This is a genomic window from Pseudomonas costantinii (assembly GCF_001870435.1).
Lineage (GTDB): Bacteria > Pseudomonadota > Gammaproteobacteria > Pseudomonadales > Pseudomonadaceae > Aquipseudomonas > Aquipseudomonas costantinii.
In genome coordinates this window covers 206,975-227,571 of sequence record NZ_MDDR01000025.1, presented here as the reverse complement: position 1 = coordinate 227,571, position 20,597 = coordinate 206,975, and the positions used below count along the sequence as shown (strand labels likewise).

22 protein-coding genes are annotated in these 20,597 nt (G+C 56.7%); 15 read left to right on the top strand and 7 right to left on the bottom strand.

Features of this window, described 5'->3' with window-relative positions:
* Nucleotides 1-62: 62 nt before the first annotated feature.
* A protein-coding gene (locus BFL40_RS13670) for an IS3 family transposase (RefSeq protein WP_139213470.1) occupies nt 63-1,213 on the top strand; the annotation gives its coding sequence in 2 pieces (ribosomal slippage) (nt 63-300 and nt 300-1,213; 1,152 coding nt in all).
* Here the strand turns inward: BFL40_RS13670 and BFL40_RS13665 are convergent.
* Nucleotides 1,210-1,560: an ankyrin repeat domain-containing protein gene (locus BFL40_RS13665; protein ID WP_071484492.1), complete on the bottom strand. Its 351-nt coding sequence runs from the start codon at nt 1,558-1,560 to the stop codon at nt 1,210-1,212. The two genes, BFL40_RS13670 and BFL40_RS13665, sit on opposite strands and share 4 nt — an antisense overlap.
* Nucleotides 1,561-2,189: 629 nt before the next feature.
* Here BFL40_RS13665 and BFL40_RS32955 point away from each other — a divergent pair.
* The 3 genes from BFL40_RS32955 (at nt 2,190) to BFL40_RS13655 (ending at nt 4,438) form a co-directional block, all read left to right on the top strand.
* Complete coding sequence (locus tag BFL40_RS32955; protein WP_074851602.1) at nt 2,190-2,639, top strand: very short patch repair endonuclease; 450 nt, start codon at nt 2,190-2,192, stop codon at nt 2,637-2,639.
* 357 nt (nt 2,640-2,996) lie between these two features.
* A complete protein-coding gene (locus BFL40_RS13660; RefSeq protein WP_071484491.1) occupies nt 2,997-3,521 on the top strand; it encodes a BRO-N domain-containing protein in 525 nt (174 codons plus the stop codon).
* 275 nt (nt 3,522-3,796) lie between these two features.
* On the top strand, nt 3,797-4,438 hold the full coding sequence (locus BFL40_RS13655; RefSeq protein ID WP_071484490.1) for an HAD-IB family hydrolase: 642 nt from the start codon (nt 3,797-3,799) through the stop codon (nt 4,436-4,438).
* A gap of 123 nt (nt 4,439-4,561) precedes the next feature.
* Here BFL40_RS13655 and BFL40_RS13650 read toward each other — a convergent pair whose 3' ends face one another.
* Nucleotides 4,562-4,786, bottom strand: a complete 225-nt coding sequence (locus BFL40_RS13650) for an AbrB/MazE/SpoVT family DNA-binding domain-containing protein (protein ID WP_071484489.1) — start codon at nt 4,784-4,786, stop codon at nt 4,562-4,564.
* A gap of 188 nt (nt 4,787-4,974) precedes the next feature.
* Nucleotides 4,975-5,934: a LysR family transcriptional regulator gene (locus BFL40_RS13645; protein ID WP_071484488.1), complete on the bottom strand. Its 960-nt coding sequence runs from the start codon at nt 5,932-5,934 to the stop codon at nt 4,975-4,977.
* 228 nt (nt 5,935-6,162) lie between these two features.
* Here BFL40_RS13645 and argH point away from each other — a divergent pair, with 228 nt between their 5' ends.
* The 7 genes from argH (at nt 6,163) to BFL40_RS32950 (ending at nt 12,995) form a co-directional block, all read left to right on the top strand.
* Nucleotides 6,163-7,590 (top strand): argininosuccinate lyase, encoded by a 1,428-nt coding sequence (gene argH, locus BFL40_RS13640; RefSeq protein WP_071484487.1) that lies wholly within the window; start codon nt 6,163-6,165, stop codon nt 7,588-7,590.
* A gap of 161 nt (nt 7,591-7,751) precedes the next feature.
* On the top strand, nt 7,752-8,630 hold the full coding sequence (locus BFL40_RS13635; RefSeq protein WP_071484486.1) for an amino acid ABC transporter permease: 879 nt from the start codon (nt 7,752-7,754) through the stop codon (nt 8,628-8,630).
* 24 nt (nt 8,631-8,654) lie between these two features.
* Nucleotides 8,655-9,419: an amino acid ABC transporter ATP-binding protein gene (locus tag BFL40_RS13630; protein ID WP_016974699.1), complete on the top strand. Its 765-nt coding sequence runs from the start codon at nt 8,655-8,657 to the stop codon at nt 9,417-9,419.
* Nucleotides 9,420-9,444: 25 nt separating this feature from the next.
* Entirely contained in the window at nt 9,445-10,266 is an 822-nt protein-coding gene (locus tag BFL40_RS13625) for an ABC transporter substrate-binding protein (protein ID WP_071484485.1), read from the top strand.
* A 69-nt stretch (nt 10,267-10,335) separates the two neighbouring features.
* Entirely contained in the window at nt 10,336-11,505 is a 1,170-nt protein-coding gene (locus tag BFL40_RS13620) for an MFS transporter (protein WP_071484484.1), read from the top strand.
* Between the two features lie 54 nt (nt 11,506-11,559).
* A complete protein-coding gene (locus tag BFL40_RS13615; RefSeq protein ID WP_071484483.1) occupies nt 11,560-12,510 on the top strand; it encodes a hypothetical protein in 951 nt (316 codons plus the stop codon).
* Nucleotides 12,511-12,614: 104 nt separating this feature from the next.
* Nucleotides 12,615-12,995 carry a helix-turn-helix domain-containing protein gene (locus BFL40_RS32950; protein ID WP_074851604.1) on the top strand — a complete coding sequence of 127 codons (381 nt, stop codon included), beginning with the start codon at nt 12,615-12,617 and terminating at the stop codon, nt 12,993-12,995.
* On the opposite strand, the gene BFL40_RS13610 is transcribed toward BFL40_RS32950, so the two are convergent.
* The 3 genes from BFL40_RS13610 to BFL40_RS13600 form a co-directional block, all read right to left on the bottom strand.
* Nucleotides 12,925-13,482, bottom strand: coding sequence for an AAA family ATPase (locus tag BFL40_RS13610; protein ID WP_071484482.1), 558 nt, complete (start codon nt 13,480-13,482; stop codon nt 12,925-12,927). The two genes, BFL40_RS32950 and BFL40_RS13610, sit on opposite strands and share 71 nt — an antisense overlap.
* A 92-nt stretch (nt 13,483-13,574) precedes the next feature.
* Nucleotides 13,575-14,288, bottom strand: a complete 714-nt coding sequence (locus BFL40_RS32945; RefSeq protein WP_235864688.1) for a hypothetical protein — start codon at nt 14,286-14,288, stop codon at nt 13,575-13,577.
* Between the two features lie 168 nt (nt 14,289-14,456).
* Nucleotides 14,457-15,515 (bottom strand): MBL fold metallo-hydrolase, encoded by a 1,059-nt coding sequence (locus tag BFL40_RS13600; RefSeq protein WP_071484480.1) that lies wholly within the window; start codon nt 15,513-15,515, stop codon nt 14,457-14,459.
* Between the two features lie 141 nt (nt 15,516-15,656).
* Here BFL40_RS13600 and BFL40_RS13595 point away from each other — a divergent pair, with 141 nt between their 5' ends.
* The 4 genes from BFL40_RS13595 to BFL40_RS13580 all read left to right on the top strand — a co-directional run bounded on the left by BFL40_RS13595 (nt 15,657) and on the right by BFL40_RS13580 (nt 19,707).
* Nucleotides 15,657-16,283 carry a TetR/AcrR family transcriptional regulator gene (locus BFL40_RS13595; RefSeq protein WP_071484479.1) on the top strand — a complete coding sequence of 209 codons (627 nt, stop codon included), beginning with the start codon at nt 15,657-15,659 and terminating at the stop codon, nt 16,281-16,283.
* Between the two features lie 189 nt (nt 16,284-16,472).
* Nucleotides 16,473-17,531, top strand: a complete 1,059-nt coding sequence (locus BFL40_RS13590; RefSeq protein WP_071484478.1) for a diguanylate cyclase — start codon at nt 16,473-16,475, stop codon at nt 17,529-17,531.
* Nucleotides 17,532-17,793: 262 nt separating this feature from the next.
* On the top strand, nt 17,794-19,113 hold the full coding sequence (locus tag BFL40_RS13585; protein WP_071484496.1) for a methyl-accepting chemotaxis protein: 1,320 nt from the start codon (nt 17,794-17,796) through the stop codon (nt 19,111-19,113).
* Between the two features lie 75 nt (nt 19,114-19,188).
* Nucleotides 19,189-19,707, top strand: a complete 519-nt coding sequence (locus tag BFL40_RS13580; protein ID WP_071484477.1) for a DUF1003 domain-containing protein — start codon at nt 19,189-19,191, stop codon at nt 19,705-19,707.
* Here BFL40_RS13580 and BFL40_RS13575 read toward each other — a convergent pair.
* Complete coding sequence (locus tag BFL40_RS13575) at nt 19,704-20,588, bottom strand: LysR family transcriptional regulator (RefSeq protein WP_071484476.1); 885 nt, start codon at nt 20,586-20,588, stop codon at nt 19,704-19,706. The genes BFL40_RS13580 and BFL40_RS13575 overlap by 4 nt on opposite strands.
* Between the last annotated feature and the right edge of the window lie 9 nt (nt 20,589-20,597).

Sequence of the window (20,597 nt, the reverse complement as noted above, 5' to 3'; positions counted from 1 at the left end):
TGAATCGCCCCGGGTTTCGTAGACACCTCTTTGCCTTAAACTGAGGCCAATTAGGAGGTGCCATGAGCAACCCGCGTTACCCCGAAGAATTCAAAATCCAAGCAGTCAATCAAGTGACCGAAAAGAAGCTGGCTGTCGCTGAGGTAGCGGCCCGTCTTGGTGTGTCGACGCATAGCCTCTATGCCTGGATAAAGCGCTACAGCAAACCTCAAGAAGAACGGCAGCAGGATGATGATCAGCACGCTGAACTGCGTCGTCTGCGAGCGGAACTCAAGCGCGTCACTGAAGAGCGAGACATATTAAAAAAGGCCGCCGCGTACTTTGCCAAGGAGTGCGGCTGAAGTACGCCTTTATCAAGCAGCGCGCTGGCGACTATTCGATTCGACGGCTTTGCCTGACGCTGAAAGTCCATCCCAGCGGTTATTACGCCTGGCTGTCTGAGCCGCAATCTGCACGCGCCAAAGACGACCAGAGACTGTTAGGTTTGATCAAGCACTCCTGGCTGGAGAGCGGCGGCGTTTATGGCTATCGCAAAATCCATGACGATCTGCGCGAGGTCGGTGAAGATTGTGGTCGACATCGTGTGGCGAGGCTGATGCGTCTTGAAGGTCTGCGTTCTCAGACAGGTTATAGACGCCGCCCTGGAAAGTACGGCGGTAAGCCAGCTGTCGCCTCACCCAATTTGCTGAAGCGCCAGTTCGATGTCGTGGAGCCCAACAAGGTTTGGGTTACCGACATCACCTACATTCGTACGTATGAAGGCTGGTTGTACTTGGCTGTGGTGCTAGATCTGTTTTCTCGCCAGGTTGTAGGCTGGTCAATGAAGTCGCAGATGACCAGCGATTTAGCCATTGATGCTTTATTGATGGCGGTTTGGAGGCGTAAACCGAAACAAGAGGTAATGATTCATAGCGACCAAGGCAGCCAGTACAGCAGCTCCGATTGGCGTAGCTTTTTGAAGGCAAACAATTTGGTTGCCAGCATGAGTCGCCGAGGCAACTGTCATGACAACGCTGTGGCCGAGAGCTTTTTCCAGCTTCTGAAACGGGAACGAATCAAGCGAAAAATCTACACCTCGCGGGAAGATGCTCGTAGTGACGTGTTCGATTACATCGAGATGTTCTACAACGTAAAACGCCGCCATGGTTTCAACAATCAGCTGTCACCGGTAGAGTTTGAAAAGCGTTACGCAATGAGCTTGCAAGGTGTCTAGAGAATCCGGGGCGATTCACTCGCCAGAGACAAACCTTTGTCGGATGCGTAGGTTTCATTCGCTTGCCCGTTAGAGCCAAGGGCCTCTCTCAACAGATCGATACAATGAGCGCACTCAGCCTTCTCTGCATATGCGAGCGCATCCTTGCCTTCAGGATCGAGCAGCTCAGGCTTTGCGCCAGCAGCCAAAAGTAGCTGCACAACACCCTTTTTCCTTCGAGCAGAGGCCAACATCAAGGGAGTGGCTCCCCCTCTGTCGCGAGCGTCAAGATCATCGCCACGTGCGATGTGGAGCTTAACTGCGACCTCAACACCAGCAATAATCGCCATGCGGAGCAGTGGGTTCATCTTAGCCACCGATCGGCCCACATTCCCATGTCTCCGCCTCATAAGTCGCTCTCGCAACGATGACTCGAAAAATGAGCTGGTTGTATATACCTGATTTCAGGGTCGACTCCTTGTCCATATCCTGCTCTCTAAAACTTGCTAACTCGACGTTGGCATTAAAAAGATATTCACGAAAAGTGATTGGATCTGATGTGAAATTATCAGAAAACTACTTATGTTGGAAAATCACCAACCGTCTGGCAGTGGCGCAATGCCATTCACAATATCCACTTGTCATCACCACGTAAAGGAACAGCAGTGCCACCGTGCGAGCCTTGGACAGTTGGCGCTTAATTTGCCGAAGTGGGCCCGATGGTAACGGTACATGCCAAATCGAGAACGAGGTATCTCAGCCTCTCGTCGACGGTACAGAGGTATAAAGTCTGATCCGCCTATACCATCGTCAACTTGGGATATCGTCATGATATCAATGCACCATTGATCTCACCTAAAAGCGTGGATAAAAATCACGTAGCAATGATTCCAGCTGGAAAAACTTGCTAGATTCTCTAAGAGGAATAGATCTACAAAAATCAGGGTCGAGGACCTGCCTCGTCAAAAAAAAGATTTCTTCATTGGGAAAGCCTTGAATGAGTGCAGACATCGTCACACCAGAACAACGCTCTCAGAACATGTCCAGAATTAAGGGAAAAAATACCAAGCCCGAAATGATTGTTAGATCGGCATGCCATGATTTAGGGTTTCGCTATCGTCTACACCGAAAGGATCTACCAGGGACACCAGACCTAGCATTCCCGAAGCACCGATTATGTTTGTTCGTTCACGGGTGTTTCTGGCATAGCCATCCTGGCTGCAAATACGCGTACACGCCTAAAAGCAGACTGGATTTTTGGCTACCTAAGCTCGCAAAAAATGTTGAACGAGATATGAAGGCTAAACGAGCGCTTGAAGGGTCAGGTTGGCGCGTATCGATTATCTGGGAATGCCAGACGAAAAATAGAGACACATTGCGGGCTGAAATCCAAAAAATGATCAACCCCGAAATCGATAGTCAGCACATCTCAACTGAAATGGAATGATAACTCTGAGAGCTTGACGGCCTCCAACCGCCCACCTACCCTCACCATTCGGCGCCTAAGAAACGCCTCAACCAGAGCGGTCCTCCGCACCCGACAGCCATGCGGCTTTTTTTCGCCAGCGGTTTCTCTACGCCTGTGAAAAATCCCCGTTATGTCGGGAGTGGGCGAATACAAGACCCGAAAGGGGAATATGTCCGGCCCGTCTCTGGTGGGTTTCTTAGCTCCCGACACCCATAACGCCTGCCCTAAGAAAGCAACCAGAGGTAACGGAAATGCCTGGATACTTTGCATCACCTGCGAAGGTCATTCGCAGCACCCGCACCATTTCTCAAACACGCTCCGGCTCGGAGGTGTGTCATGCATGAACCTACCGTCTTTATCCGCCAAAACCTGCATCTGCATGCCCTGCTGCTGGAGAACCAGCCATGGTTCTGTGCTCGCGACCTTGGTCGGCTGATGGGGCTATATCTGCATGAACGAATGGTCAGCAAGCTCGATGAGGATCAGCGACAAACACTGGAAATCTGCTATCACGGCCAGCCTGAGAGCATGCTGATGATCAGTGAGTCCGGTGTGTATGCATTGTTGGTGTATCACTACTCACCAGGGCATCGCCTGCTGCGTGAATGGTTGACCCATCAAGTCGTGCCGACTTTGCGTGACAAGCATCAACCACGATCTAAAGACCGACCGATGCTGAGCTTGCTGGATTGGCCGGAGATGTCGTTGAGCCTTCTGCATTGGCAGGATGAAGGGTGGATTCGGTTACGTGATATGCCGTATCTACTGCTCAATAGGACTCGCCGACGAGCACCGCCGAGCAAGACTTGGTTTCAAAAAATGGCAGAGTATTTCCAGCCGTCGAGCCATTCGACACGCTGATATCCAAAAAGCGGTCCGTCCGGGCTGATGCTCGGACGGATCACCAACAACCCTTTCCCTGTCCGCGCTGTAACAATGCCGGATGCCTTCCAACGTTCATTCCTATGCCCGACCGGGTAAACTCCCTTGATCATTGCCAGTAAAAGCACAACATCACTCTGTCTGGCTGATCTGAATTGCATAACCGTTGTCAGCCTGAACCCATGCAGTGGGCATCAGTCACACAGTTATCAGAACCCGCTCCAAACGATCAAGGACCACCCGTGAACCCAGACATGCTCGAAGCCGGCCCCGCTGACGCCAAAGTACTTTCCGTCTTTGACTTCGACGGCACCCTGACCCACCACGACAGTTTTGTGCCGTTCCTCAAGTTTGCCTTTGGCAAGGGTGAGTTCTGTCGGCGGATGGTGAAGCTTGCGTTGCCTGGACTGCAGTTTTTGTTACGCCAGATCAGCCGGGATGAGTTGAAGGCGCAGTTGATTCGCACCTTTATGACGGGTGTGGAGAAGGCTTGGGTTCAGCAGCAGGCGCAGGCGTATTGCCAGGCGTATTGGAACAAGCTGATGCGCCCGAGCGGGTTGCAGTCGGTGGCGGATGAGGTGCAGTCCGGGGCGGTGGTGACGTTGTGTTCGGCGTCACCGGCGTTGGTGTTGCAGCCGTTTGCGGATCGGCTGGGGATCAAGTTGATCGGCACTGAGCTTGAGGTGGTCGATGGGGTGTTGACGGGCAAGCTCACCGGGAATAATTGCCGCTGTGAGAATAAGGTGCTGCGGCTTGAGGCGGTGTATGGGGACCTGGGGGAGTATCGGCTGAGGGCTTGGGGTGATACGCGTGGGGATAGGGAATTGTTGGCGGCGGCGCAGGATGCGCATTTTCGGCATTTTCATGCGAAGAAGAAGCGCAAGCAGCTGCGGTAGTCGCGCACTAGCATGGGATGCTAGGGGTTGAGAGATTGAATCACATTGCCCCGAATTTCGTTTTCATTAAGCCCAATCTAGAAGGTTGGGCTTTTTTACACGCACTGTGATTCGATACCTAACTCAATTCTTACGGACGGTTTCTGTCTCAGCCTCGTTGATCAGATCGTCGAGAGACACATGAATGGGCGTCTCGTTGGCGTCGAGACGTTCATGAACTATCTGATTTAACTCCAGAACCTCCAATCGGTCATCCTCAGACATAAAGTCGCCGGACACTGATTGGCCATGGAGGAAGTAGCTGTCCCAGATGCCTTCTGCTGGGGGGCTGTTTTTTGTTTGAGTCATGGGCATCCCTCCTCAGGGTTAGCTGAAGACAGTACAAGTCTGGTTGTTTGTTGCCCAGGCGGAAAATGTATCGATGCGAACGGCAGGTTCGACAGAGAGACCGCGTCGATACCTTCGCAGCCTCGCTGGAGCTCGACAGCTCCCACATTTGATCTCTTTCAGCCCGTTGTTTTGTGTTCGGCGGGTGTTTATGTGGCTGTTTTCAGGTCTACACCCAACGCCGTTGCGAAGGCTTTTACCATCGGGCTGCGCGGCGCGTTGTGGCGCAGGATCAGGTTGAACGCGGTGCTCAGGTGAACCTGTTCCGGGCACAGTGCGCGTAGGCGCCCTTCTCTTACCAGTGGTGCGGCGTAGTGTTCCGGCAGGAAGCCCAGGAAGCGGCCTGTCAGGATCAAAATGGCGACAGCTTCCACTTGCGAAGCCGAGGCGGACTGGCTGTCGCAAGTGACGAAGTTAGCCTTGTCGCGATGGATCGCATAACGATGGTTGACCACTTCGTATTGGCGCAGCACGTCAGGTGTGATGTCGCTCGCGTTGAACAGTGGATGTCCTACAGCGCAGTAGGCGTGGGCCTTTTCTTCGTACAGCGGGAAATAGTCGAACTCTTCACGGCGCTGGTACACCGGAACGATGCCGACGATCAGACGCCCCTCCACCACGCCGCGTTCAACTTCGTCTAACTGTGAAGCATGTAGGCGCAATCTAATTTTTGGTGAGTCGCTATGTAGTTTTCCCAATGCGGCAACTAGCGGTGAATTAACGTCAGACACGGTGTTATCAATTACACCCACACTAAGATCACCGATCAGTTCATTCTGCGCCGAACTAAGCTTGTCTCTGAAACTGTCCACCGAGGTAAATAACTCGATGGATGCTTGATACACCAGCTTGCCTTCTTCGGTCAGGCCAAACCCTTCCCTGCCCCGTGTACACAGGCGCATGCCGATGCGAATCTCAAGGTCGGAGATCTGTTTGCTGATGGCGGCCAGGCCCACATTCAGCTCGTTTTGCGCGGCGCTGAAGCCTCCCGCTTCGACCACGGCCATAAATACCCGCAGCAATTTGAAGTCCAGCCCGCTCAGTTGCAGGGGCGGTCTTGTGCCGGGTTTTGGCGGTATGTTTCCAGAAGTGGAAAGTGGGGTTTCCATAATACGCGTTGACCTCAAGTGCCATATTCAACAGGCTTAAACCCAATCCTTGAACATAGCCAGGCGGCGATAATGAACATAAACATCCGCCCTTGGCAACCTTGAATATAGCGGGTTGAACAGCACACAGAGGCTGATTTAACACCCCGCAAAACCTGACAGTACGATCAGGACTTTTTAGTTTTCTACTGCCTCCGACTCTTCTAAAAACAAGCGTGAGGAACACCCATGTCTCAGCCCACCGATCGCCTTTGGGGCGCTCGTTTCAAGACCGGTCCGTCTGCTGCTTTGGCCGCGTTGTCGCGTTGCCCTGAGCGCTATTTCCGCCTGACACCCTACGACCTGGCCGGCTCCCGTGCCCATGCCCGTGAGTTGCAGCGCGCCGGTTTGCTGGATGAGTCGGAGACCTTGCGCACCCTGCAAGCCCTGGACGGTATCGGCGCGGACTTCGCCGCCGGCAACCTGCATCCGACGCTGGATGACGAGGACGTTCACACCTTCATCGAACGCGTATTGACCGAGCGCCTCGGCGCCCTGGGCGGCAAGTTGCGTGCCGGGCGTTCGCGTAATGACCAGACCGCCAATGACTTGCGTCTTTTCCTACGGGACCATGCGCGCACCATCACCACCGAGGTGCTGGGTTTGCAGCAGGCGTTGGTGGCGCAGGCTGAGCAGCACATCGAAAGCATTTGCCCGGGCTTTACCCATTTGCAGCAGGCGCAACCTATCGTCTTTGCCCACCACTTGTTGGCTCATTCGCAGTCGATGCTGCGCGATGTGCAGCGTTTGGTGGATTGGGATGCGCGTACGGCGTTGTCGCCGCTGGGTGCGGCGGCGATGGCAGGTTCAGCGATTGCGCGACAACCGGAGCATTCGGCCAAGGAAATGGGCTACACCGGGCCGTGCGAAAACTCTATCGACGCTGTGGCCAGCCGTGACCATGTGGCGGAGTTTCTGTTTGTAGCGAGCATGCTTGGGGTGAATATTTCGCGGCTGTCGGAGGAGTTTTGCCTGTGGTCTTCACGGCAATTTCGTTGGGTGGTGCTGGACGATGCCTACGCAACGGGCAGCTCGATCATGCCGCAGAAAAAGAACCCAGACATTGCCGAATTGGCGCGGGGTAAGGCTGGGCGCTTGATTGGCAACCTGACTGGGTTGATGTCGACGCTCAAGTCGTTGCCGCTGTCGTACAACCGTGATTTGAGTGAAGACAAGCACAGTGTGTTGGACAGCGTGGATACCTTGCTGCTGGTTCTGCCGGCGATGGCCGGAATGGTCGCGACCATGAAGGTTCAGGTGGAGGAGCTGCGGCGTCAGGCGCCGATGGGATTTACCTTGGCGACTGAGGTGGCGGATTGGTTGGCGACCCGTGGTGTGCCGTTTAAAGAGGCGCATGAGATTACGGGTGCGTTGGTGCAGGCCTGTGAGAAGCATGAGATTGAGTTGTGGGAAGCCTCCCCGGCGATGTTGGCGGAGGTGGATGCTCGGTTGTTGCCTGAGGTGCGGGACTGTTTGACCCTGGAAGCGGCGATTGCGGCGCGCAGTGGTTGGGGCGGAACGGCGCCGGAGCGGGTGAAAGAGCAGATTGGGCGATTGAAAGTTGCGTTAGCCGCCCAGCAGAAATGGGCCGACACCTACACCGGATTTCGTATCTGACGATCGTTCCCACGCTCTGCGTGGGAATGCCGCCCCGGACGCTCTGCGTCCCGTTGCAAGGCTTGAGTCCTGTGCAAGGGTGACGCGGAGCGTCACGGGATGCATTCCCACGCGGGAGCGTGGGAACGATCAAGCATCAAGAATAATTTTGGAGAGTCACCATGAACCAAACCCCGGCAGAGCGCTTGGCAGCCGAGCGCAAGCAGTCCGAGAACCAGTTCGATATCACGCAGTACGAGCACGTGCCGCGTCGGTATTACGGGCGGATGTTTTTTGCCACGTTGATCGTGATTGCCCTGGCCGCGTTGTTGCGCGCCTTCGCCAATGGCCAGATCGAATGGTCCTACATCGGGCAGTTCCTCACGTCTGAGGCCATTCTCTGGGGCCTGGTGAACACTATCGTCATGTCGATTCTGGCAATGGCGCTGGGCGTGGTGATTGGCGTGATCACGGCGATCATGCGCATGTCGGCTAACCCGATCCTGCGTTATGTGGCCATCACTTACACCTGGCTGTTTCGCGGCACGCCGCTGATTCTGCAATTGCTGCTGTGGTTCAACCTGGCGCTGATTTTCCCGGTGATCGCGATTCCCGGCGTGTTCAGCATCGACACGGTCGACCTGATGACGCCGTTCGTGGCTGCCCTGCTCGGCTTGAGTATCAACCAGGGCGCCTACACCGCCGAAGTGGTGCGCGCCGGCCTGTTGTCGGTAGACACCGGCCAATACGAAGCCGCCAAATCAATCGGCATGCCGAGCCTGCAAGCGCTGCGTAGGATCATTCTGCCGCAAGCGATGCGGGTGATCATTCCGCCCGTAGGCAACGAGTTCATCAGCATGGTGAAAATGACCAGCCTGGCCAGCGTCATCCAGTACTCGGAGCTGCTGCACAACGCGCAAAACATCTACTACGCCAACGCCCGGGTCATGGAGCTGCTGATTGTGGCCGGCATTTGGTACCTGGCGGTGGTGACTGTTCTTTCATTTGGCCAAAGCCGCCTCGAGCGTCGTTTTGCCCGCGGCGCCGGCAAGCGTTCGTAAGTTTGGGTTGAGGAGATTTGCCCCATGAGAAGCATCGTCAAGGCCGTCAACTTGAACAAGTATTACGACCAGTATCACGCGCTGCGCGACATCAATATTGAGGTCGAGCAAGGCGAAGTCATGTGCATCATCGGCCCGTCCGGCTCGGGTAAAAGCACGCTGCTGCGTTGCGTCAACCAGCTGGAAAAAATCGACAAGGGCGGCCTGTGGGTCGACGGTGAGCTGGTGGGTTACCGGGTCGTTGGCAACAAGCTGCATGAAATGAATGAATCGCAGATCGCCCGTCAGCGTTTGGCCACGGGCATGGTGTTCCAGCGTTTCAATTTGTTCCCGCACATGACCGTGCTGCAGAACATCATCGAAGGCCCGTGCCAGGTGCTCAAGCGCTCGCCCAAGGAAGCCACCGAGGACGCGCTGGAGTTACTGGCCCGCGTCGGCCTGGCGGACAAGCGCAATGCCTATCCGGTGGAATTGTCTGGCGGGCAACAGCAGCGTGTGGCGATTGCCCGCGCACTGGCGATGCGCCCCAAGTTGATGCTGTTTGACGAACCCACGTCAGCCCTCGACCCGGAGCTTGTAGGCGAAGTGCTGTCGGTGATGCGCGATTTGGCCACCACCGGCATGACCATGATCGTGGTCACCCATGAATTGGGCTTCGCCCGCGAAGTCTCCAACCGCATGGTGTTTATGGATGCCGGCCAGATTGTGGAAGCCGGCAGCCCCGAAGAAATTCTAATAAGCCCACAAAACCCGCGTACCCAAAGCTTTATTTCTGCCGTTCGCACTTAACTAAAAAACAAACGAGAACGCCCCCATGAAAAACATGTTTATCCCAAGTTTGCTCGTAGGCCTGATGGCCTCCACGTCTGTTTTCGCGGCATTGCCGGCGGCAATCAAGGACAAGGGTGAGATCAGCGCGGCCATCGTGCCGAACTATCCGCCGATGGATTTCAAGGACACTGCGACCAACAAACTCACCGGCCTGGACTTCGACCTGGGCAACGCCCTGGCCGAGCGCTTGGGCGTGAAGATCAAGTGGCAGGAAACCGGCTTCGAGCAGATGCTCAGCGGCCTGACCACCAAGCGCGTAGACATTGTGCTGTCGGGCATGTCCGACACCGCAGAGCGACAAAAGGCCGTGACCTTCATCGACTACTTCACCAGTGGCCCACAGCTGTACACCCTGGCCAAGCGTGAAGACCTCAAGGAATTGACTGACCTGTGCGGTAAAAAAGTCGGCACCAGCCGACGTACGACCTGGCCGTCGGAAATTGCCGCGTGGAGCAAGGAAAATTGCGAAGCGGCGGGTAAGCCGGCGATCGTGGTAATCGGGACTGAAGGTTCGGCAGATGCGCGGGCGCAGTTGCAGCAGAACCGCCTGGATGCGGCAATGCAGGGTAGCGAGACGATTCCTTATTTGATGTCGTTGGATAAGGGTAAGTACAAGCCGGTGGGGTTGGCGATTTCCAAGCAGTTCACCGGACTGGGGATTGAGAAGAGCAACACTGAGCTGGTCACGGCGATCAGTGAGGCGTTGCAGGGGATGATTGATGATGGGACGTACGGCAAGATCCTGAAGAAGTGGGATCTGGAGCAGGGTGCTGTTGAAAAGATCAGCATCAACGCAGGCCAATAACTCCAAACCGATCGTTCCCACGCTCCGCGTAGGAACGATCGAACAAAAAACAAGGACATCCGCCCCACCGTGGCTACCTACTCCCTGGTAATCCGCCGCCTGATGATTTGCTCGGTGACGATCGTCGTCAGCCGCGCGATGACCAGCCCACTGCTCGCCTTGCTCTTGAGCACCCGCCTGGGCCTCAACCAGCAGGACATCGGCCTGTTGATGGGCATCGCCGTGTTCATCGCCACACTGCTGGGACTCTACGGCGGCTACATCATCGACCGCCTGGAGAAGCGCAAGCTGCTGATCCTGGCCATGCTCTCCAGTTCCATCGGTTTTCTGTTGCTGACCTTTGCCAGTAACCTCTACCTCACGACCTTGACCCTGGTCATCACCGAAGCCGCTTCAGCGTTATTCCTGATTGGCTCTAAAGCCATCATCAGCGAAAACCTGCCGGTAGGTGATCGTGCCAAAGTATTTTCCCTGCGCTACACCCTGACCAACGTCGGCTACGCCACCGGCCCGATGGTCGGTGTTGTGATCGCCGGCCAGATGCCGCTGGCGCCGTTCCTGATCGCCAGCGCGATTGCCTTTGGCAGCCTGTTCCTGATGATTGGCATCCCGCCGACCCAACGGGATAACAGCAACAAACCGCTGAGTTTTCTCAGCACCCTGCGTACCTTGCGCGGCGACCGCACGCTGATCCTGTTCACCAGCGGCAGCCTGCTGAGCACTATTGTCCACGGGCGCTACACGCTTTATCTGTCGCAGTTCCTGCTGGTGGCCTACAAGCCTGCCGAGGCGCTGAAGATTCTATCGGCGGTGCTGGCCTGCAACGCCATCACCGTGATTTTGATGCAGTACCAGATCGGCCGCTTTCTCAAGCGCGAACAACTGCGCTACTGGATCGTACTGGGCACCTTGTTGTTCATTATCGGGCTGATCGGTTTCAGCTTGGCGGACAGCCTGCTTACATGGTGCCTGGCGATGTTCGTGTTCACTTTGGGCGAGATGATTATCTACCCCTCAGAGTTCCTGTTTATCGACACCATTGCCCCTGATGCCCTGCGCGGCAGCTATTACGGTGCGCAAAACCTGGCAGCCTTTGGCGGCGCCATGAGCCCAGTGATTTGCGGCTATCTACTCATAAATGCGGCTCCGGCCAGCATGTTCTATGCCCTCGGGGCCCTGACCGCCGTGGGCGGGACACTGTGCTTCTTGAGTGGCCGCCGGGTTGCAGGTTCTTGCTGATATTTACGTAAGATCCCGCTATTAATAGCGAAACCTCTCACGGACCCGAGCCCCATGAAATTCGACACGGCCTACAGCCTGAGTCTCGATGACAAGCTGTCGATCTATGACGTACGAGACCTGAATTTCGACGAAACCAGCCCTTTCGATTCCGACAAGGACAGCTTTCTCTGCCCCAACGATGAATGCCGCGCGGCGTTTGAAGCGGGCAATACGCTGAGCACGTTCAACGCGAAAAACGTCAACTACCGGCGCACACCACACTTCAAGAACAAGAACGGCACCCGGCATATCGACGGCTGCCGCTATGCCAGTACGCTCAAGAGCGCGGCCAGCGAAAATGACGACGAGCGCGAGGACAATTTCCCATCGGAATTTGTACTGACACGGCGTCAGTACGAACGCAAAACACCGCCTGCAGGCACCGAGGGCGGCGTCCCACAGGGTTCAACGAAGGCACCTTCAAATCGCGCCACCCCGTCTCACAGTGCAAGCGACACCACCCCGGATAAAACCAGCGTCTTCGCACATCCGGTGGAATGTTACGTGTCGAATATCGATGGCAAGGACAAGCTCAAGCGCATGCCGTTGAAGATCGGCGACCACACGGCAACCTACTGGACGTTTTTCAAGAAGATCGAGTACCTGCAGGACAACAAGGGCCTGATCTACTGGGGCAAAATCAAAGAGATCAAGGACTACACCAGTAGCTTTCGCATCGACTTCGAAAAGAAGGTGTGGCTCGATAAAAAGCCTTACTCGGTCAACGTCTACCTGAATAAAAAACTCATCGAGAACTACCGCAAGCGCACGGCCTTCCTGGAGCAGATCAAGGCAGCGGTGGACAGCGAACGGGCGTTGTATTGCTTCTTCTACGGCGTAACGCCTGAGTTGAAACAGGTGCCGAGCAAGAAAAACCCCGAACAGACATTCGGGGTATTCAGCGCGAATATCGAAAACCTGGATCATCTGATTATCCGGGAGGCGCCGGGGGCGGAATCGTAGGCGGCGAAAACGCTATCGAAAAAATCCAGTTGATGAACGGTCAAAACAACTGTACAAAAACACAGTATAGTTTGACCTCCCTCGTCGAAACCTGGAGAAACCCCATGTCCTCTCTGGCAATGAGCTCTTTCGTAGAACAGCAGATCGTCCTGCATCAATTCACGGCAAAACATAGCGTTCAGGCTCGTGCGATGTTGGGCTGGGGTCGAGAAGACCTGGCCCGCCAGGCAGGTGTGGCGGTGGAAGCCGTTCAACTGTTTGAAAGCCAGGGGGATGTGGATGATCAAACCCGGTTGACCCTGGCGTTTCGGCTGGAGGCCGAAGGTCTGGTATTTTTCCCGGGGTTTGCGCCGGGGTGGGGAATGAGTGTGCGCCGGTTTGACGCCACGCCATCCGAACCTGCGGCACAAAGCATCATCTCGCGGTTGATGGGCTCAACAGCTGCATCAATTGACTCAGCAACGCCTCAACCGAATGGTGCGTAGAGTCCAACCGAATCACCGGGCAGGTCAGCGCTCTTAACCAGGTTTCATGCCGGCGATAGCTACGTAGGCTGTGATTACCATCCTCGTAACGAGCAGCCCAGGCGAGGAAGGCGACGCTGTTTTCATGGCGACTGCCGCCCTTCAGAATCTGGTCGCCGTAGCGTTGCACTTCCCGCAGACGCAGTCGGTGCAGGCGAACTTCAGGAGCCAAACGCAGGAACACCACGTGGGTGAACTGCGTGATCATTGCATCGCCCCAACCGCAGAGTGAGCCGGACAGCACCCAGCCTTCAAGGTCAGTACTCTGTTCTTGCAGCAGGCCGATGCGCTCATCACGAGGCCGGGCGATGGTGAAAGGGTCTGGGGTTTGCTGCCAGTAAAAATAGTCGGAGTCGAAATACGCGACATTCAGGCGTTCGGCCAAGGCCTTGCCCAAGGTGGTGGTGCCGGTACCTGCGGCACCCAGGATGTGAACTTTGTGGGCCATGGCGTTCCTCCATGACATTGAGTGTAAACCGTGGACAAGCCGGGCTTGCAACTGCAGCGCTTACAGTTTCCAGACATTAAGGCCATCACCGCTCACATCACAGGATGACTCAGTACGCCCAGTTGTCGCGCCGCGCCGCCTGGTACGCAGGCACTAATCTGTCGATACGCGCGCAACAATGTGGGCAACGAATCACGCGACCACCGCGCGCCATAAATCCAGAGTTTCGTCCCACCCGCCAGCGGTTCGCAAAGAGAGGGGTACCCACTTCTGCACGCCCGATGGAACGCAGCACTTTGACCGTCGGAAACCAAGGCATCGAGACGATGCTCGGTCACAAGATCATCGATTTCATTGCGAATTTGTGTATTGAAGTGAAGGGTGTCATCGGCCCGTTGCGCATCCACCGCAACCAGCTGCGCACCGGCTTGGCGCAAGATATCCAAGGCCCGGAAGAAGGCCTCACTGTGTGAGACCGATTCGACATGCCCACCGCGCACATACCGGCCAGCGAACCCGATGCGCCACCCCGACAACAATTGGGTCTCTGTGAAAGTGGTGTTGTTCAGCACCAGGGGAACCTCCACCATCACGGGCTCTGTGGGGTCAATACCACTCAAGGCGATCAGTGATAACGCAGGGTCCCGCACCGTTTTGATCAACGGGGCCAGGGCGTTATATCCGGGAATGGGTGCAGCGCCCTTATGGTGTTCGGCGCTGAAAACAATACTGCCTGGGTCCGCGCCGTCGGATTGAGAATGGGTCGAGGCGGGCTCCAAGCCAACCGTATTCTCAGGCAATGACAACGACTGCCCTGGGCGACAAGGCATGCCCAAGTGCCAATATTTCCTGCAATTGCCTTCCATCAGAACCTGCCCCCCGAAAATAATATTCGCGGGATCATCGCACTCTCATCTGACGTTTGTCGCAGGGCTGAAACACCCTGAAAACTCCTTTTTCAGGGAACCCTTTTCTCAGCCCACAACATGTTCTTCCACACGTTGAGCGTCCACCTCCAACCACCACGCATGCCCGCGTTCAGGCTGGTTCAAGCTGAAAGCCTGGCCCATCGCCGGCGTGGTGATCGACACGTTACGCTCCCAGGCCAGGGCCATGATGCGGTCGAACGGTTCGTGCCAGGCGTGGAACGCCAGGTCGAAGGTGCCGTTGTGAATCGGCAACAGCCAGCGACCCTTGAGGTCGATGTGTGCTTGCAGGGTTTGCTCCGGCTGCATGTGCACATGAGGCCAGTCGACGTTGTAAGCACCTGTTTCCATCAGCGTCAGGTCAAACGGGCCGTATTGTTCGCCGATACGTTTGAAACCGTCGAAATAGCCAGTGTCACCGCTGAAAAAGATCCGCCGTGCGCCGTCGATCATCACCCAGGAACACCACAAGGTCTGGTTGCCATCAAACAGGCCGCGTCCGGAAAAGTGTTGCGCCGGTGTGGCGACAAAACGAATGCCATCAACCTCCGTGCCCTCCCACCAATCCAGTTGCCGTACCTTGCTGGCGTCCACGCCCCATTTGACCAGGGTGTCGCCAACGCCCAGCGGCGCGAGAAAGTAACGGGTTTTGTCGGCCAGTTGGACGACGGCCTTGTGGTCAAGATGGTCGTAATGGTTGTGGGAAAGAATCACCGCCTCTATCGGCGGCAAGTCATCGAGACTGATGGGCGGCTGGTGGAAACGCTTAGGGCCAGCCCAACTGAACGGTGAGGCACGCTCGGCAAATACCGGGTCGGTTATCCAGAACTTGCCGCGCATTTTCAGCAATACGGTGGAGTGCCCCAAACGGAACACGCTGTGATCCGGAGCGGCCAAAAGCTGCTCACGGGTCAGCGGCTGCACCGGGATCTTCCCCACTGGCCGCGTAGTGCGTGGCTTGTTGAAAAGCATGTTCCAGAAAATGCGCAGCGTCTTGCCAAAGCCACCGTGCTGTACCGGAGCATCATTGCTGAAGTGCCCTTGCTCCTGTTCGGCAGGCTTGGGTGCCGCAGGCGCTGGGTCGAGACGGGTTGAAATCGTGGCCATTGCAGAGTGACTCCTACGGTCCGCTCAAAAATTACACTGCACGCTTAAATTACACTGCACAGTGTAGTTTCTAGATTGCAACAAAACCCGGAGCAAGTAAACTACCGAGTGTAACTTTCCTTTTAGAGCCGAACGCCATCCATGACTGCCCCCCAACGCCTCACCGACCGCAAACGCGAAGCCATCGTGGCAGCTGCCATCGTCGAGTTTCGGGCAAACGGGTTCGAGGTCACCAGCATGGACAAAATCGCCGCCACCGCCGGCGTCTCCAAGCGCACGGTGTACAACCACTTCCCCAGCAAGGAAGAGTTGTTTGCAGAAATCCTTCACCAATTGTGGGCCAGCAGCGTGGCGCAATTGGACGTGAGCTACTCCAGCGATCGCCCCTTGCGCGATCAATTGCGCGAGTTACTGGCGGCGAAGATGCAGATGATGTCGGATGCCAATTTCCTCGACCTGGCCCGTGTCGCGATTGCCGCCACCATCCATTCGCCGGAACGCGCACAGGACATGGTCAACCGCCTGAGCAAACGTGAAGAAGGCTTTACCCAGTGGGTACGCGCGGCCCAGGAAGATGGTCGTCTCTCCTGCAGCGATCCGGCTTTCGCGGCCCACCAAATACAGAGCCTGCTCAAGGCTTTCGCTTTCTGGCCACAAATTACGCTGGGCCAACCTACCCTTGACGTCGCCAGCCAAGCCAACGTTGTCGAGTCGGCAATCGACCTGTTCCTGGCCGGCTACGAAGTCTGCGCTCCCCGCCTGCACTAAAAACCTGTTGCATGAACGACATTCCGGGTCGTTTTTAGCGTATTCGCACGTTGTGCTGCGCAAATGGCCCGGAAGGACACTGATTATTCCCACGCGAATAACTGACAATATTCACAACTATTATCCGATCAACGGTTCTCCCCGCTGACGCATGTCGTCGTATCTGCAAAAAAGAGCTACCCGGAAACTATGGAAAACAGACGAGGCAAAGGGCTTTCATTTGCCAGACGCATCTACAAGCCAAGGATCATCGGCCTGGGTATCGGTTGTCTCAGTGTCGCCGGTGCCCTTTACCCTTTGGCGATGCCTGGCTGGGTCTGGGCGTTCCTGATATTCAATGGCTATGTCTGGGCCCATGTGGCGTATCAGCTCTCAACTCGTTCGCAATTTCCCTACCAGGCCGAACAGCGCAACCTGCTCTATGACTCGTTGTGCGGCGGTTTCTGGACCGCTGCCACTCAGTTCACGCCGCTGACGGCCGTAACCATTCTGTCGATGATGACCATGAACAACTTTGCAGCCGGCGGTAAGCGCCTGTTCCTGCGTGGGTTGCTGGCACAAACGGTCGGTATTGGGGTGGCATGGGGCCTGTTCGGGATCAAGTTCAATCCGAATGTCAGCCTCACACAGGTCTACACCTGCCTGCCGATGCTGACGCTCTATCCGATGGCCATCGGGATGGTCTGCTATCAGTTGGCAATCAAGCTGTCGGAACACAAACGCGCCCTCAGCGCCCTGAGTCGCATCGACAGCCTTACCGGCCTGCTCAACCACGGCTCATGGAAAGACCTGCTGAACCTCAAGTTCCACAAGTGCCAGCAGCAACACAGCCAAGCCACTGTCGCCCTGATCGATATCGATCACTTCAAGCAGATCAACGACACCTACGGCCATATCGTCGGTGATGCGGTATTACGCCAGTTGAGCCAGGAATTGCGTCAGCATCTGAGGGAAAACGACCTGGCCGGACGTTACGGAGGCGATGAGTTCTGTGTGATTCTTCCGCAAATGTCCCTGGAAGAAGCGGCGCAGGTCATGGAGCGCATGCGCGAAACATTCAGTAATTATCGCAACCCGCAGATCCCCGAGCTGCGCGTGAGCCTTAGCATCGGCCTGGCAGACTTCCAGCCCGTCTTCAGCGATGCAGCCATGTGGCTCAACGCCGCAGATCGCGCGTTGTACGCAGCCAAGGACACCGGACGCAACCGGGTTAATGTCAGCGACTACATAGTCGCGCACTCCGCCTAAGTGGCCCTGCAACACCTCGTCTGAATCTTCTATTGCCGTCCTGCCGCAATAGCATAATGCCGCCATCGGTCGCCTGCCCAATATTGGTCCTGCCCTAACGGCGAACTTCTTGGCAGGCTGATCACTCTGAGCCTTTTGTTCCCCCCCTCTGTCAGCACCAGGAAGCTGGCAATGAGCACGTCAACCGTAAGGCCGGGAGCCCTACGGGGGCAGGCGCATATCCATGGATACCTTTGACGCGTGCTTGCCCGAGCCCTCGAACATGCTATTCAACGCCCATAAGAAAACTATCAACACCCTGCAATACACCAATGCTCAACAAGCCTGCCTGCTGGAAGCGATCGAGCGTTCCATGGCAGTGATCGAGTTCGACCTGCAAGGCACTGTGCTGCGGGCCAACGACAACTTTCTCAAGACCATGAACTACCGCGCCGAACAGATCGTGGGCCAGCCCCACCGCATGTTCTGCACGCCCGCGTTCGCCCGCAGCGCTGAATACAGCCAACTGTGGACACAACTGCGCAATGGCCAATTCCAGTCAGGCACCTTTGAACGAGTAGCCGGCGACGGTCAGTCGGTGTGGTTGGAGGCCAGCTACAACCCGGTGCGCGATGACGCAGGCCAAGTCATCAAAGTGGTGAAGTACGCCATGGATGTCACCCCACGCCTGCAGGCCGAAAGCGAAGCAAACGCCAAGCTGGGTGCCATCGACCGTGCCATGGCGGTGATCGAGTTCAACCTCGACGGCACCATCATTACCGCCAACGCAAATTTCCTGCAGCGCATGGGCTACAGCCTGGCGCAGATTCAGGGCAAGCATCACCGTCTGTTCTGCAAGCCGGAGCTAGCCAGCAGCTCGGCGTACGTAGAGTTCTGGAAACGCTTGAACCAGGGCGAACTGTTCAACGGCCAGTTTGAGCGCGTCGATAAAAACGGCCAAACGGTGTGGCTCGAAGCCAACTACAACCCGGTGTACGACGCCAGCGGGCGCCTGTGCAAAGTGGTGAAGTTCGCCTCCGACGTCACCGCCAGGGTACAACAGCATGCCGCTGACGCGCAGAGCGCCGCACAGGCCTACCACATCTCCTTGAACACCCGGGATATTGCTGAAAAAGGCGCCGAGGTGATCCAGCAAACCGCCAGCGGCATGCGCGAAATTGCCGCCGACATTGACGGTTCGTCTCAACTGATCGCCAAGCTGGGCGAGCGATCGCAGCAAATCACCGCCATCGTCAACACCATTCGCGGGATTGCCGACCAGACCAATTTGCTGGCACTTAACGCCGCCATCGAAGCCGCCCGCGCCGGCGAGCAGGGGCGCGGGTTTGCCGTGGTGGCCGATGAAGTGCGGCAATTGGCGGCCCGCACCAGCGGCTCCACCGCGGAAATTTCCAGCATGATCGCCATGATCCAGGAGGAAACCCGTCAGGCCATCGACAGCATGGAAGGTACCCGCGACCGTGCCGCACAGGGTGTGGAACTGGCCAATCAAGCCGGGACGGTGATCCTGCAGATTCGCGAAGGCACCGGCGAGGCCGTACAGGCGGTGAGCGCGTTTGCCAATGAGCGGGGCAACAACTGACCCGTTTTTCATGTGTCTGTCCGGGGGCTCGGTCTATAGTGTTGACTGTTTTTACGCTAAGGACTCGAGCCCCTCATGACCCCAGATAAACCCGAAGCCGCCCCTGTTGACCATCTGCGCTTCCATCGAGGCCACGCCCACCTGGCGCCGACTTTCGGCAACGACACCTTTGCCCTCAAGGCTGAAGCCTTCGCCCGCTTCTTTGGCACACCGACCTTCCTCGGCGCACAAACCGCGATCGTAGTGTTGTGGGTGATACTGAACATCACAGGCGTCACGCACTTCGACGTGTACCCGTTCATCCTGCTCAACCTGGCCTTCAGCCTGCAATCGGCCTACGCCGCACCGTTGATCCTGCTGGCCCAGACACGCCAGGCCGCCCGCGATAAAGCCCAGTCAGACGCTGATGCACAACACCGTGAAGCTCTGGCGATTGCCAACACCGAACGCCAAGCCCAGGCCGAGCAGACCACCCAGCAACTGATGGAATTGCTCGAGCAAAACACTCGGCTGACGGAAATGACCAAGCAACTGACCGAGCGAATCGAGACCCTGACTTGCGAAATGCATGAGCAGTTTGTGCGTAAAGCCTAACGGCGCGGCCAGCGCACATGCCGCCCCAGCTCATCAAACAATGTCACCACCGAACGCAGCGCCCGGCAATCCGGGCGCGTCAGCAGCCATAAAGCCGTGTCACGCCCTGCCAATGCGGGGCCCAGCGGTTGCAGGCCATCGCCCAATAAAAAATCCGGCAACGCCGCCACACCCAACCCCGCCCGCACCAGTTCGGTAACCGATAACATACTGTTACAGCGATAACTGGGGCGTACACCGGGCAGGTGCTCGCGACGCCAGGCAACCGTGGGGTGATCGGGCAGGAAGTCATCCGGCGCAATCCAGGCCAGGTCGGCAAAGTCGTGGCCGTCATGCTGGCGCGCATAATCTGTGCTGGCGCACACCTGATAGGCCACTGTGCCCAGGCAACGCCCTACCAGATGCTCCGGTGGGGTCTTTGTCAGGCGTAGGGCGATATCCGCGTCGCGACGGCTGAGGTTGGCGAAATCATTAGAGGTACTCAACTCCAGGGTTAACGCCGGGTATTCAGGCATGAACTGCGCCAGGGCCGGCAGCAGCAAGCCTTGCAGCACCGAGTCGGTGCAGGTCAGGCGCACGGTGCCGCTGATCACTTCGCCGCCCTGCTCCACACCAATGCGCGCAGCCTCCAAGGCCTGTTCCGCGTGCTCGGCCTGCTGCGCCAGGTTGCTGGCCAAATTGGTTGGCAGGTAGCCTGCGCGGCTTTTTTCAAACAGCGTCTGACCCAGCGCCGCCTCCAGCCGCCGCACTGCGCGGAACACGGTCGACACGTCCACCCGCAACAGCGCCGCCGCCCGCGCCAGCGTGCCGCCGCGCACCAGGGCGAGAATCAACGACAGGTCGGAGTAGTCAATTTGATAGTGCGTAGCTGCATTGAGCATATGGGTAAA